The organism is Streptomyces sp. M-16 (assembly GCF_052114405.1).
Classification (GTDB): Bacteria; Actinomycetota; Actinomycetes; order Streptomycetales; family Streptomycetaceae; genus Streptomyces.
On the sequence record NZ_JBFRER010000019.1, the window covers coordinates 36,215 to 49,035 of the forward strand.

Here is a 12,821-nt window from a genome sequence, read left to right on the forward strand (position 1 = left end):
GCCGCCCCGTCTTTCGCTCGTGAAAGGTTGCACCATGCGCGGAGCAATCCTCTACGCCCCCGGCGACGTGCGCTTCGAGGAGCGCGCCGACCCGAAGATCGTCAATGCCACTGATGCGGTCATCCGCACCGTCGCGACGTGCGTGTGCGGATCGGACCTGTGGAGCTACCGCGGCATCAACCCGGTCGAGCAGCCCACCCCGTTCGGCCACGAGTACGTCGGCATCGTCGAAGAAGCCGGCGATGACGTGAAGAACATCAAGCCGGGCCAGTTCGTCATCGGCTCGTTCGTCGCCTGCGACAACACCTGCGTCACCTGCCGGAACGGCTACCAGACCAACTGCCTGCACCGCGAATTCGTCGGCGCCGAAGGCTGCCAGGCCGAGAAGATCCGCATCCCGCTGGCCGACGGCACCCTGGTCGCCACACCCGAGCTGCCCGGCCAGGAGCACTTGGCCAGCTTGCTGGCCTGCTCCGACGTGATGGGCACCGGCTGGTACGCCGCAGTCGCGGCCCAGGTCCGGCCCGGCGACACGGTCGCCGTGGTCGGTGACGGCGCGGTCGGCCTGTGCGCGGTCATCGCCGCCAAGGAACTCGGGGCGGAGCGGATCATCGCCATGTCCCGGCACGAATCCCGCCAGAAGCTGGCCCGCGAGTTCGGCGCCACCGACATCGTCGCCGAGCGCGGCGACGAGGGCGTGGCACGCATCAAGGAGATGACCGGCGGAATCGGCGCCGACCGGGTGCTGGAGTGCGTCGGCAACGAACAGTCGATGCAGCAGGCCCTCAAGTCCACCCGGCCCGGCGGCAACGTCGGCTTCGTCGGCGTTCCCCACGACGTGGTGGTCGACGGCACCGAGCTGTTCTACTCCCACGTCGGCCTGCGCGGCGGCCCCGCCCCGGTGCGGGCATTCCTGCCCGATCTGATCGACCGGGTCCTTGCCGGTCGGATCAACCCCGGCAAGGTCTTCGACCTCGAACTGCCCCTGTCCGAGGTGGCCGAGGGCTACAAGGCCATGGACGAGCGGCGCGCCGTCAAGACCCTCCTGCGCCCCTGACCCCAGCCCGTACACCGTCTTCCCGACCCGGGCGCCACGTCGGGCCGGGAAACCGCGTCCACCCCGTGCCAGTCGGGGTGATGTCCGGCCGTACGAGCCACAGGAAGTGCTCGCAGTGATTCCGCGGTACGACTTCAAGGGGCGGGCCGCCCTGGTTACCGGGGCGGCCTCCGGCATGGCGGCCGGCAGCGGCGTGGGCCTTCGCCCAGGCGGGCGCAGCCCGGGAGCGCGCACCGCATCCGTGCACACCGGGGCGCCACGCAGACCGGGTCAGCTACCCGGATGGGAGGCGGCCCAGCCGTGTTCGAGCAGCGCGAAGGCCTCGTCGGCGGCTCGGCGCGGTTCGGCGTGCCGCAGGATGAGGCTGCGGGCCTCAAGGGCAAAACGGGCCAGGGCGGCGCAGCTGACGTCGTCCTCGGGCGCACCCACGGCCTCGGCGATGGCCCTCGTCAGGGCCGCCTCATGGCGCGTCCACATGCGGTGGGCGTAGTCGCGCAGCGCAGGGGTCTCCTGCACCAGGCGCGTGAAGTCGGCGAACCGCGGGTCCGCGGCATGGACGGCGAACTGGGTCTGCCCCAGCAGGAGGTGCTCGCGCAACGCTTGCGGGATCGACTGGCCCGGGGTGCGCTTGCGCACGGCGGCGACGAGTGCTGCTTCCAGGTCGTCGTCCTGATCGAAGACCAGGGCTTCCTTGCCGGAGAAGTGCTTGAACAGGGTGGTCACCGAGACGTCGGCGAGGTCGGCGACGTCTTTGACCCCGACCTGGTCGTAGCCGCGCTGGAGGAAGAGCTCAAGTGCGGCGTCGGCCAGGGACTGGCGGGTCTGGGCCTTCTTGCGCTCGCGGCGCCCGGTCGGTTCGGTCACTCGCACACCATACCTTGAAGCGCATTCACTCTAAAAGTTTAGTCATTGCGCTTATTTAGCTAGTGTGCTTTCTTGGTGATGTCGGGCCTCCCGGCGGCCCACCCACCACCGGAAGGACATGCCATGACCCCCGCCCGCGACCCCCGCATCGCGATCGTCGGCGCCGGCCTCGGCGGACTGACCTGCGCCCGAGTCCTGCAGCAACACGGTCGCTCCGTCACCGTCTTCGAACGCGAGGCATCCGCCGACGCCCGCCCGCAGGGCGGCACCCTCGACATGCACGCCGACACCGGCCAGGCCGCCCTGCGGTCGGCGGGGCTCCTCGACCGATTCCACGCCCTCGCCCGCCCCGAGGGCGACGAGTGGCGCGTGCTCGACTTCGCCACCGGCGCCCTCCTTGCGCAGCAGGGGCCGACCCCCGGCGGCGGCCGGCCGGAGATCGACCGGAGTCAACTGCGAGGTCTGCTCCTGGACTCGCTCACCGCGGGCACGGTGCGGTGGGACAACGCTGTCAGCGGGGTCACCCCCCTGGCGGACGGCACCTGCCGGCTGCTCCTCGGTGACGGCACCGCAGAGGACTTCGACCTGGTGGTCGGTGCCGACGGCGCCAGGTCACGCGTCCGCCCGGCCCTGTCACACGCCGCACCCCACTACACCGGTGTCACCTTCGTCGAGACGGGGTTCGACCAGTGCGACACCCGCCACCGGGACCTCGCCCGGCTGGTCGGCAACGGATCGATGCTGGCGAAGGGCGTCGGCAGGACCCTGGTCGCGCAGCGCAACAGCAACGGCCACATCCGCGCCTACATCGCGCTCCGCGAGCCGCAGGACTGGCCCGCGGCCGCCGGTATCGACCTCGGCGACCAACAGGCCGTGCGGGCGCACCTGCTGAGGATGTTCGACGGCTGGGACAAGAGCCTGCGCTACATCCTGCGGAACAGCGATACCGGGTTCGTCAACCGGTCCCTGTTCGTCCTGCCCGTCCCGCACACCTGGGAGCACGTTCCCGGCGTCACGCTGCTCGGCGATGCCGCGCACCTGATGCCCCCGGTGGGGCTGGGCGCCAATCTCGCCATGCTCGACGGCTCCGACCTCGCCCACGCCCTCGTCGCCGAATCCAGCCCCGGCGATGCCGTCCGCGCTTACGAGAGCATCATGCTGCCTCGCTCGATCGAGGCCGCGACGGGAAGTGCGCAGAGACTCGACCAGCTCGTTCCCGCAACGTCCTCCTGAGCCGGCGGACGTCGTCCGGGTCCAGGCAGGCTCGGCGCAGGACTCCAGCGGGTCGCCGGGTTTACCCGCGTGAGTCCCGTCGCCGGCTCGGACCGAGCGCGGCATCAGCGGGACGGGCAGGGGGAGCCGGTCGACCGGCCCTTGAGGTAGGCCGTCCGTTCCTCCGGGGTGAAGCCGCGGTTGACGGCCTGGCAGATGCTTTGGATGGCGACGGAGGGTTTGCGGAGCGTCGCGTCCCAGAGCCGCACGGTGCCGTCCCCGCTACCGGTGGCCAGCGTATGGCCGTCGGGGCTGAAAGCCATCGAGGAAACGTTGTTGGCGTGGCCGGTGAGGGTCGCGCGGGTCTCTTCGGTACGCATGTCCCACAATCGGGCCGTGAAATCGTCGCTGCCGGAGGCGACGGTGAGTCCGTCGGGGCTGAAGGCCACGGACCAGACCCTGTCGGTGTGGCCGGTCAGGGTGGCGCGGAGCCTTTTGGCGGCGACGTCCCACAGCCGCACCGTCTTGTCGGCGCTGCCGGTGGCGAGGGTCTTCCCGTCCGGGCTGAACGCCACCGACGTCACGGGTTCGGAGTGGCCGCCGAGGGTGGCGCGGAGCTTTCCTGTGGCCGGGTCCCAAAGCTGTACTGTTTTGTCCTCGCCGGCGGTGGCGAAGGTGGTCCCATCGCGGTTGAACGCCACCGCGAACACACGCTGAAGCAGGCTGTCCAGTGCGGCGCGGGGCTTTCCGGTGGTCATGTCCCACAACTGCACCGTGTAGTCCTGGCCGGTGCTGGCGAGTGTGTTCCCGTCGGGGCTGAACGCCACCGACAACACGGGACCGGTGTGGCCTTTGAGAGCGGTCCGGGGCTCGCCCGTGGTGGCGTCCCACAAGTGCACCGTCGAGTCGCCGCTACCGGCGGCGACGATGCTCCCGTCAGGGCTGAACGCCACCGACGTCATCGTGTAGCCGATGTCGCCGCTGAGGGTGGCGCGGGCCTTGGCGGTGGCCACGTCCCACAACTGCACCGTTGCGTCGTCGCTGCTGGTGGCGAGGGTTTTGCCGTCGGGGCTGAAGGCCGCCGACGTCACGGTCCGAGTGTGGCCGGTGAGGGTGGCCCGGGGCTTCCTGGTGGCCACGTCCCACAACAGCACCGGTCCGTCGGCGCTGCCGGTGGCGAGCGTGTTCCCGTCGGGGCTGAAGGCCACCGAACCCAGTCCACCAGCGGGGCCGGTGAGGATGGCGCGGCTCTTGCCCGTGGTCGCCTCCCACAACCGCACTGGTCCGTCCACGCTGCCGGCGGCCAGGGTCTTCCCGTCGGGGCTGAACGCCACCTTGCCGACCCCACCGGTGTGGCCCGGCAGACGGTGCTTGAGCGGCAGGGCTGCGGCGTCTTCCAGACCTGCGAGGGCTTCGGGGGTGTGACTGGTCCGGTAGGCCCGGATGGCGAGGAGAGCAGCAAGGTCCGGGTTCGTGTCGAGGAGGGTGTTGGCCTGCGTGGCGAGCTGCCGGGACTGGGCTGCCTCACGTGCGGCGACCGCATTCCGCCACTGCCGCACCGCGCCGCCCGCGGCGACGAGGGCAAGGACGAGCAGGGTGGCCAGGACCGTGTTGAGGCGTCTGCTGCGCCGGATGACCGCCTGTTGGCGCTCCTTACTCGCCGTCAGGAAGACCGCGATGTCGCCCGGCAGATGGCGTTGCTGTGACCAATCGAGCCCCTCGGCCAGAGCCGTTCCGCCGAGCAGGTCCCCGGGGTCGTTGTCCGCGGCCCACCGGGCACGCCGTTCCCGGGTCCGGTCGAGCCATCTCTGGAAGTCGTGGTCCCGTCTCACCCACTCGCGCAGCGTACCCCAGTCGCGGATGAGGGCGTCGTGGATCAGTTCGGCCACCGGCTGCCCGGGCGGGTCACCGGGACGCTCCGGACCGCGGAGCGTCTGGGTGGTGATGATGCGATGGCTCGTGAGGGCAGCGATGACGTCGTCGACGGCGGAGCCATCGCCCCCGGCCGTGCCCTCGGGTCCGGCGGCCAAGTCGCGCAGTTCGCCGAGGGGGAGCTGCGCGCGGATGGCGGGAATGCGGTGGTCGGGGTCTTCGGGGCGTACCAGCGACGTCAGGATACGCCGGGCGACGGGCCGTTGGCCGGGGGAGAGCCGGCTGAGCGCGGTGTCGCACCAGTTGGTGAGGCTTCCGGTGACGCCGCCGATGCGCCGGTAGGCGTCATGGGTGAGGTAGCCGTCCTGGCGCCGGTCCCACAGCTGGCTGAGTGCCAGCTCCAGCAGCGGCAGCACGGTGACCGGCGCCTGACCCGCCGTGGCGCTCTGGGGGGTGATGGCCAGGACGTCGGTGACGATCTGTTCGGGCAGACCGGGCTGGAAGCCGAGCCCCACGTCCCGGGCGGGCAGCGTGATGATGGCGAGCAGGTCCTGCCGGCTCAGGAAGCCGGGCACGTTGAGGAACCCCGGCATCGCCGCCTCCAACAGCCGGGGTGTCAGCGCGGCCAGCTGCGGATAGAAGTCGTCGCGCATGATCAGGATCATGTGCAGGCGTGGGTGCGCGTCGATCGCCGTCGTGATCTGGTCCGCGATCTCCAAACGGCGGTCCGCGCCGCTCGCGGGCTGATCCGCACCGGTCCCGGGCTGGGTGAGGAGCTCCTCGAACTGGTCGATGACCAGCACGAGGCCCCGGTCCGCGGGTTCGGCCGAGAGTCTGCGGGCGACGGCGCCGGAGATCCCCTCGGCCGCGGCCCCGGGCAGTCCGGCCCGTTCGAGTTCGGCCGGCAGGTCTTGCCGCGGCCGGGCGACGACGGGCAGCCACCGGTCGCTGCCGGGCAGCTCGCCCGCGGCCAGGGCGCGCAGCACACCTGCCTGGACCAGGGACGATTTGCCCGACCCGGAGGGCCCCAGCAGCAACGTCAACTGCTGCCGGGCCAGGCTCGCAAGTACCTGCCGCACCGCGTCCTGCCGGCCCTCGAACCACCGGGCATGCTCTGCGGTGAACACCTCGAGGCCCCGGTAGGGGCACACGCCCTGATCGGCCAGCGACGGCCAGACCTCCCGCAGCACCTGCGTGGGCGTGACGTAGGCGATGCCCTGCCCCCGCTCGTACGCGTCGGGGGCGGTGATCTCGGTGAGCATGCCGATGACGAGGCCGGTCACCTCGTCGATGACCGGTCCGCCACTGAACCCGGTGGTCAGGTCGTTCGCGGCGGTCAGCTGTAGGTGCAGGCCCCCGGTCCCGGCGGCGGGCAGCAGGTCGCCGGCCTTCGCATAGCCGTAGTGCCCGCCCTCCTGCGCCTGCGCGGGGAACCCGTACGAGTGCACCCGGTGGCCCCGGCAGCCCTCCGCGGAACCCAACGGGAGCACCTGCGCACCCGCAGGCGTGCCGGCCAGCCGTACGATCGCCACGTCCTCGTCCGCCGGGGCGCGCCACGCGCCGTCCAGGACCTCGCCCTCGGTCCGGGGCGCGCCCGCCAGGTGTGGGAAGAGCAACTGCACCCGCCCGCCGGGCCCGCCTCCCGCGGCCTCGACGACGTGGGCGCAGGTGACCAGAACACCCTCGGCCACCAGGAACCCCGCCCCGGCCGGCTGCCCGTCCGGGCTGAGTACCTGGGCCGTGGCAGTGGGCAGTGCCGGCATCCGGGCACCGGCCGGTTCCCCGTCGGTGGTGTCCACCGGATCACTCCGTGTCCTCGGCCGTGCCGGGGAGACCGGGGGCGTGCTTGTGCCACTGGACGGTCACCTTCAGGTGGCAGTGCGCACCGCTCTTGGTGATCACGGCACCAGCCTCGACCGCGAGGTCGACACCGAACTCGACCGTGATCTCGTCCGGGTGGGCCTTGCGGAGCTGCGTGAGCGTTGCCTGCGCCGCAGCACTGACGGGCACCAGCGCCTCTTCCAGGCTCGCCGGCAGCTTTTGGATGGCATCCGTGACGCGACCGGCCTTCACCGGTCCTTCCGGCGTGGCGGCCGAGGTCTCGACCAGGAGCCAGCCCCCGCTGTCCAACGGAATCCGAGCAAGAGGTGCCACGGCCGGTTCCTCCTCTGCCTGCGCATCCCCGCGCGTGGGAGTACGCGTCGCCTGCCGGGCCCACGGCGGTCACCGCCAGCATCGCCGGGCCCGGCCCGTGCCGCACCCCGGGGCGGGCCGAACGGACGAGACGGTCCGGCGCCGGCCGCCCGCGAAGCGCCAAGTTCTCTCCGGTAGATGGGAATTGACGGCTCGCTGAACACCCAACGAGTCGGGACGGCGGGGGCGCGCGTGGGGGTACGACGGACGGTCCTGGGGGACCGGTACGAGCCGGCCGAGTACCTCGCCGTCGCAGCGCACTCGGCGCCCACCCTGCGCGTCCGGCGGGTAGACGACCACGCGCAGCTCATGCGTCATGCCCCCGCCCTGGGCGTGGCCGGTCATTCGAGCACCCCGAGCGCGGTGTCTGGGCGGCAGGGGTGGAAACGCCGTCGGCGAGCAGGCGGTGTACCTGTTCCGCGGTGGCGGGGGCACAGCGTTGTGGCCGCATGCGCAGCACGGTACGGCCTGCGAAGGGGACCAGGGGGCGGCCCCCCATGCCTAGGTGCTGCGCTGGTCGCGGGTGTCCTGGCGGAGCTCTTCGGTGTGCCGGGTGAGGGCGTCGATGCGTTCGGCGAGGTCGCCCGTCTCGGGCTGCAGGTGGGCCCGGGTCGCGGTCAGGGGTTGCACGAGGCGGGCAGGGTCATTGTCGGCGAGGGCCTGGTTCAGCTCGCCGAGCGCGTGGTCGGCACTGGCGGGCAGGCCGGTGAGGGAGGTGACTTCTCCGGCGAGGCGGCGCAGGTCGGCTGCGTTGTTGCGGGCCCAGGCGGTGACGGTGCGTTCGGCAGCGCGGGTGTCGCGGGTGGCCTGGACGCGTTCTTCCCCGGTGGAGCCGGGGGTACCGGGGCGCAGTCGCAGGTAGCGGCGTTCGGCGGCCTGGCGGCTGGCGACCCCGAGGGGGCCGGCGAGGTCGGCCCAGCTCGCACCGTGTCCGCGGGCGGTTTCGATGAGCCCGCTCTCCCAGCCGGCGAGCTGCTCGCGGATCTCGCGCAGCATCAGCAGCGCGGCCAGCGCCGGATGCGGGCCGGCCTCGGCCGCGGGCGGCCCCGCGGTGAGCGGCGCCCGGGCGGAGGAGTGCTGCGCGTCCTTCACGGACTGGCTGATGGCTTCCAGCGCCGCCGCGGCGGCGGGGAAGGGGACCGGCGCGGCCGGCGTGTCGGCTTCGTTCACGGGACTCTCCGTCGCTCTGTCATCCTCCAGATGACGCCTTGCTTGTCATCGTTAAGACGACATGTTACAACGGATGCACGTTGAAGCGCATTGGCAGTTTCTGCCTGAGCCAACCGGAGGTGTTTCGCGATGTTGATGCGCACTGACCCGTTCCGCGAGATGGACCGCATCGTCCAGCAGCTGTCGGGTACGTCCGGGACCTGGTCGAAGCCGTCGGTGATGCCGATGGACGCCTACCGCGAGGGCGACGAATATGTGATCGCCTTCGACCTGCCCGGGGTGAGCACCGAGGCGATCGATATCGACGTCGAGCGGAACATGCTGACCGTGAAGGCGGAGCGCCGTCCGGTCGCGAAGGCCGACTCCGTGAAGGTGGAGCTCTCCGAGCGCCCCCTGGGTGTCTTCTCCCGCCAGATCGTCCTCGCGGACACCCTGGACACCGAGCGCATCCAGGCCGACTACGACGCGGGTGTCCTGACCCTGCGCATCCCGATCGCCGAGCGCGCCAAGCCCCGCAAGGTCAGCATCAGCGGCAGCACCGGCCGCAAGCAGATCTCCGGCTGAACCATCCCCCCGTCAGCCGGCCGCGGAGGGCGGGAAAGCCTATTTTCCCCCTCCGGCATCCTGCCCTCCGCATGCTTCACCCCTTCACCCCTTCACCCCCTCACCCCTTCCCGGAGGTGACGTGATGCCGATACGCAGGGAGTCGTTCCTGGCCCACGTCCAGGAACGCGGCGAGTACGCGACCGTGGAGGAAGCCGACCGGGTCGCCCGTGTCGTTCTGGCCTTGCTCGGGGCCCACCTGGCCGGCACGGTGCGAGCCGAGCTCGCCGCCCGACTCCCGGAAACGTACGCCCTGATCCTCCTGAATCCGCTGCAGGCGGCGGAGCCGCTCTCACCGGAGCGGTTCGTCCGTGCGACCGCCGCCTGGATCGAGGGCGCCACCGAGAGGACGGCCCTGTGGGACATCGGCGCCGTCCTGTCCACAGCAGCTGCTACCGCGGGCGATGTCCTCACCCGTGAGGTCCTCCTCCAGCTCCCGCCCGGCTACGACCTCCTCTTCGGCCACCCCCAGCCCACCTGACCGCCGCCGGCCCACCCCACCGGCCTTGAAGCTGGTGCGGACGCCCGAATGTCGGATGGTCCTGGCCAGGGGAGGCCAGGACCAGGGGCGGGGCCGGCTCGGGGGCGACCTCGCGGGTGACGCAGCCTTACAACGACGCCTGCGCCCGGCGGCAACGCTGCCAGGCGAGGGATGCGCTGAAGGCAGGCCCAGGCGGGCCTATCGGGGCAGGGCGAGCAGGGTCTCTCCGCGGCCGGTGACGTTGGCGACGCGGGTGGCGAGGGCGAGGCGGTTGACCGTGCGCCAGCCGACGCCGCCCGTGCCGCCGTCCCGGCCCGACCTCTCCGCTCTCGCCACCAGCCACAGCGCGTATGGCCCGGACTGCTCTCTGTACATCCTTCCTGCCCGGAGCTGATTACCTCCCGGCCTCCCGCACGAAAATCTATACTCGCCGGAGTAGACATTTGATGGTCCGGTGGTTATGGTTTCTCTCGTAGCCCGAAGAGATCGAAGGGCCCGGCAGAGACGAACTGCCGGGCAGCAGGACCGCAGTACCCGCAGTTGCAGTGCGCAGGACGGTGCGGTGACGGAGTTCCGAAGCCAGGTTGGTTGCAGGACGGCGACGGGACTGGTGACCGGACCGGGTGGCCCGCAGTGATCAGGGGCCGCCGCAGCAGTAGTCGCAGTAGTCGCAGTGGTTGCAGTACCTGTAGGTGGCAGTACCCAGCAGTGAAGCAAGGGAGCAGTACCTCGGTGAAGGCGTCGGCTGCGGGCGCGCGCACCGGGAGGTCCGGCAGTGGGGTTCTAAGCCAGAGCAGACGCAGGATGGGCGACGGGGCTGGCTGCCGGAACGTGGCGCCAGGCGAGGCCACGAGCAGTAGGCAACACCAGCAGGACACGCAGTTCGCAACACCAGCAGTACGCAGTTCCCGTTTGGTAAGTGAGTGGTCCAGAGGGAAGAACGGAGGAGCCGAACGCCATCAGGATCGCCCGGGCGAGCAGTCGAGCAGTACGGAGCCCGGGTACCGCAGGACATCGATAGTGAGGTGGTCTCCGGTCAAGCAACCGCGATCCCCGCACCCCCGACGCCGTTCCGGTCGGGCAGGCGGAAACAGAAAGCCGGCGCACGTTCAAGGTCGGCAGATGGTGTAGCAGTTCCTTCGGGGCCCGGGAGCCACATGCTCCCGGGCCCCTCCGCGCGTTCCACAGAGAGGTGCAATGACTGCAGCCCACCCGACCGGCCCGCTCGGCGGCCACCTGGACGACGACGACTACCCCGCCTACACCATGGGCCGGGCCGCCGAAATACTCGGCACCACCCAGGGCTTCCTCCGCGCCATCGGCGAGCACCGCCTGATCACCCCGCTGCGCTCCGCGGGCGGTCACCGGCGCTACTCCCGCTACCAGCTCCGCATGGCGGCCCGCGCCCGCGAGCTGGTGGACCAGGGCACCCCGGTCGAGGCGGCTTGCCGGATCGTGATCCTGGAAGACCAGCTCGAAGGAGCGCAGCGCATCAACGCCGAGTACCGGCGTGCCAGCGGGTCGCCGAATCCGCCGGCCGCGGCCTGAGGACCAGCCTGCCGGTGCCTGCCATCATGGCGACCCCACGACGGGCGGCTGGCGGCGTCCGGCGGATGGTGTGGGCGTGGCCGTGGCCGTGGCCGTCGCCGCAGGCACTCCCACAGCGGTGCCGGCGCCCTACAGGCCGCGGTGCGCCACATGTGGGAGACCGCCCGGGGCGAGCCGCTCAAGCAGTGGCTGCACATCGCCTCGTGGGCTGCGGAACTCATCGCCGGTTCCGAGGCCGGCCTGACGGCCGCGGCCGGGCGCGCGAAGGATCTGGTGGCCGAGCAACGCGAAGACGGATCGTTTTACCTGATGCCATGCCGTCGGTCACGGCCCTCGCGTACCTCGCGCTGCGCACCGCCGCATTCCGCGGTCGCGCGGTGCCGCGGCCGGCTGCCGGCCGCGCCGAGGGAGGAGGGTACGTGGCGCTTTGCCGAGAACGACATCTGGATCACTGCGCCGACGGTCCGCCCCCTGCACCTGCGTGCCGCACGGCGCTAGCCTTGGTTCCATGATCGTATGGCTCAACGGCACCCACGGCGCGGGCAAGACGACGACCAGTGCACTCGTGCAGCAGCTGATCCCGGATTCACGGGTGTTCGATGCCGAAAAGGTCGGCGAGACGCTCATGGACATCAAGCCGGGGCTGCCCTGGACGGGCAACTTCCAGGACTGGTCGCCGTGGCGGCCGCTCGTGGTCGAAACCGCCCGCCGCGTACTCGAATACACCGGTGGCACCCTGGTAATGCCCATGACCGTCCTGGTCGAGCACTACTGGCGCGAGATCAGCTCGGGCCTCGCCCAGCATGCGATTCCGGTACGGCACTTCGTTCTCCATGCTGACCAGGACACCCTCCGCGGGCGTATTGAGGGGGACACGGACCTTGGTCCTTCCCCGTTCCGTCTCGCATACCTCGAGCCCTACGCCGAGGCGGCCCGCACGTGGCTGCACAGTGAGGCCGAGGTCGTCGACACCACGCACCTCACGCCCGCCCAGGCCGCCCTGCAGATCGTGGAGGCCGTCAAGAGTCCAGCTCCGCCCGCCGATCATCGCTACCGGTGACAACCAGGCTGCTTCGGCCGGGACCATTCGCCAGGTCATCCGGCTCTGCCGGTGACGACTACTGAGCTTCGGCTCCCCGCCACCGCCCACCCCCACCTCACCCGGTGGAAGGCGATCTGCTCATGCCCGCATCCACGACCACCCAGGGCGCGTACCGTGAGGTGACGACCGGGGAGGACCAGCCCATGAGCGCGCAGCCTGACCACGCACCCCTCACGCCGTACGCCCCCGCCCCCGGGGCCCCGGCCGAACTCCTTGCGCAGCTGCGCGCCGACCGGCGCGCCGCCCAGTGGGTGCCGGCCTTCGAGCAGGAGTGGGCGGCAGCGCTGGAGGAGTCCCGCAGGTCGTTCTCCCTCGGCGGGCTGTACGCGGTTGTCCAGGACTGGCAGGGTCGCCTCGCGCACGCCCCGGCGGTCGACGCGTTCGTCGCCTCCGGCTACGACGACAGCGAGACCATCGACATGGCCGAGCTGCGGGGAAGGCGCCGGTGAGCGGACAGCCGTACGCGGTCCGCTTCTCCGCGCCGGCCGCGAAGGCCCTCGACACCCTGCCCGAGCACGCCGAAGACACCGTGTGGGACGTGCTGGACGCCGCCGCGGCCGACCCCTGGGGCTTCGGGCAGTTCAACGCCGACGACCCCGAGGGTGAAGACGTGCGCTACGCCTCGGTGAGCCGGCTGTCCCTCACCTACTGGGTGAACAGGCCGCTGAACCGCCTGACCGTCCTGAACATCGTCTGGCTCGGGTAGCCACCCGATGACA

General features: G+C 71.1%; 14 protein-coding genes. 9 read left to right on the top strand and 5 right to left on the bottom strand.

The genetic code is table 11. The features are described 5' to 3' along the window. Nucleotides 1-34: 34 nt before the first annotated feature. Nucleotides 35-1,057, top strand: a complete 1,023-nt coding sequence (locus AB4039_RS11550; RefSeq protein ID WP_442270646.1) for a zinc-dependent alcohol dehydrogenase family protein — start codon at nt 35-37, stop codon at nt 1,055-1,057. Between the two features lie 270 nt (nt 1,058-1,327). Here AB4039_RS11550 and AB4039_RS11555 read toward each other — a convergent pair whose 3' ends face one another. Next, entirely contained in the window at nt 1,328-1,921 is a 594-nt protein-coding gene (locus AB4039_RS11555; RefSeq protein ID WP_266847057.1) for a TetR/AcrR family transcriptional regulator, read from the bottom strand. A gap of 123 nt (nt 1,922-2,044) precedes the next feature. Between AB4039_RS11555 and AB4039_RS11560 the strand changes: the two genes are divergently transcribed. Continuing rightward, a complete protein-coding gene (locus AB4039_RS11560) occupies nt 2,045-3,154 on the top strand; it encodes an FAD-dependent oxidoreductase (protein WP_442270647.1) in 1,110 nt (369 codons plus the stop codon). A 104-nt stretch (nt 3,155-3,258) separates the two neighbouring features. On the opposite strand, the gene AB4039_RS11565 is transcribed toward AB4039_RS11560, so the two are convergent. From AB4039_RS11565 to AB4039_RS11575, 3 genes are all read right to left on the bottom strand, one after another. After that, on the bottom strand, nt 3,259-6,804 hold the full coding sequence (locus tag AB4039_RS11565) for an nSTAND1 domain-containing NTPase (RefSeq protein WP_442270648.1): 3,546 nt from the start codon (nt 6,802-6,804) through the stop codon (nt 3,259-3,261). Nucleotides 6,805-6,808: 4 nt separating this feature from the next. Then, entirely contained in the window at nt 6,809-7,159 is a 351-nt protein-coding gene (locus AB4039_RS11570) for a CU044_2847 family protein (RefSeq protein ID WP_266847053.1), read from the bottom strand. 540 nt (nt 7,160-7,699) lie between these two features. Continuing rightward, nucleotides 7,700-8,368: an HSP18 transcriptional regulator gene (locus tag AB4039_RS11575; protein WP_266847052.1), complete on the bottom strand. Its 669-nt coding sequence runs from the start codon at nt 8,366-8,368 to the stop codon at nt 7,700-7,702. A gap of 129 nt (nt 8,369-8,497) precedes the next feature. On the opposite strand from AB4039_RS11575, the gene AB4039_RS11580 reads away from it, so the two are divergent. Both AB4039_RS11580 and AB4039_RS11585 read left to right on the top strand, forming a co-directional pair. Next, nucleotides 8,498-8,932, top strand: a complete 435-nt coding sequence (locus tag AB4039_RS11580; RefSeq protein WP_266847051.1) for an Hsp20/alpha crystallin family protein — start codon at nt 8,498-8,500, stop codon at nt 8,930-8,932. 124 nt (nt 8,933-9,056) lie between these two features. Next, on the top strand, nt 9,057-9,452 hold the full coding sequence (locus AB4039_RS11585; protein ID WP_266847050.1) for a DUF2267 domain-containing protein: 396 nt from the start codon (nt 9,057-9,059) through the stop codon (nt 9,450-9,452). Between the two features lie 198 nt (nt 9,453-9,650). Here AB4039_RS11585 and AB4039_RS11590 read toward each other — a convergent pair whose 3' ends face one another. After that, nucleotides 9,651-9,827, bottom strand: a complete 177-nt coding sequence (locus AB4039_RS11590; protein WP_266847048.1) for a hypothetical protein — start codon at nt 9,825-9,827, stop codon at nt 9,651-9,653. Between the two features lie 822 nt (nt 9,828-10,649). Between AB4039_RS11590 and AB4039_RS11595 the strand changes: the two genes are divergently transcribed. The 5 genes from AB4039_RS11595 to AB4039_RS11615 all read left to right on the top strand — a co-directional run bounded on the left by AB4039_RS11595 (nt 10,650) and on the right by AB4039_RS11615 (nt 12,808). After that, entirely contained in the window at nt 10,650-11,000 is a 351-nt protein-coding gene (locus AB4039_RS11595) for a MerR family transcriptional regulator (protein ID WP_266847046.1), read from the top strand. Nucleotides 11,001-11,150: 150 nt separating this feature from the next. Next, nucleotides 11,151-11,498, top strand: coding sequence for a hypothetical protein (locus AB4039_RS11600; protein ID WP_266847045.1), 348 nt, complete (start codon nt 11,151-11,153; stop codon nt 11,496-11,498). 10 nt (nt 11,499-11,508) lie between these two features. Continuing rightward, nucleotides 11,509-12,060: an ATP-binding protein gene (locus AB4039_RS11605; protein WP_266847043.1), complete on the top strand. Its 552-nt coding sequence runs from the start codon at nt 11,509-11,511 to the stop codon at nt 12,058-12,060. Between the two features lie 185 nt (nt 12,061-12,245). Continuing rightward, entirely contained in the window at nt 12,246-12,551 is a 306-nt protein-coding gene (locus tag AB4039_RS11610; RefSeq protein ID WP_266847085.1) for a DUF6247 family protein, read from the top strand. Next, complete coding sequence (locus tag AB4039_RS11615) at nt 12,548-12,808, top strand: hypothetical protein (RefSeq protein ID WP_266847041.1); 261 nt, start codon at nt 12,548-12,550, stop codon at nt 12,806-12,808. The genes AB4039_RS11610 and AB4039_RS11615 overlap by 4 nt, the downstream gene beginning before the upstream one ends. Nucleotides 12,809-12,821 lie beyond the last annotated feature (13 nt).

Bases quoted from the DNA above. Each gene is read 5' to 3' on its own strand.
- AB4039_RS11550 (WP_442270646.1), top strand. From the start codon at position 35: ATGCGCGGAGCAATCCTCTACGCCCCCGGCGACGTGCGCTTCGAGGAG.
- AB4039_RS11560 (WP_442270647.1), top strand. From the start codon at position 2,045: ATGACCCCCGCCCGCGACCCCCGCATCGCGATCGTCGGCGCCGGCCTC.
- AB4039_RS11580 (WP_266847051.1), top strand. From the start codon at position 8,498: ATGTTGATGCGCACTGACCCGTTCCGCGAGATGGACCGCATCGTCCAG.
- AB4039_RS11585 (WP_266847050.1), top strand. From the start codon at position 9,057: ATGCCGATACGCAGGGAGTCGTTCCTGGCCCACGTCCAGGAACGCGGC.
- AB4039_RS11590 (WP_266847048.1), bottom strand. From the start codon at position 9,827: ATGTACAGAGAGCAGTCCGGGCCATACGCGCTGTGGCTGGTGGCGAGA.
- AB4039_RS11595 (WP_266847046.1), top strand. From the start codon at position 10,650: ATGACTGCAGCCCACCCGACCGGCCCGCTCGGCGGCCACCTGGACGAC.
- AB4039_RS11600 (WP_266847045.1), top strand. From the start codon at position 11,151: ATGTGGGAGACCGCCCGGGGCGAGCCGCTCAAGCAGTGGCTGCACATC.
- AB4039_RS11605 (WP_266847043.1), top strand. From the start codon at position 11,509: ATGATCGTATGGCTCAACGGCACCCACGGCGCGGGCAAGACGACGACC.
- AB4039_RS11610 (WP_266847085.1), top strand. From the start codon at position 12,246: ATGAGCGCGCAGCCTGACCACGCACCCCTCACGCCGTACGCCCCCGCC.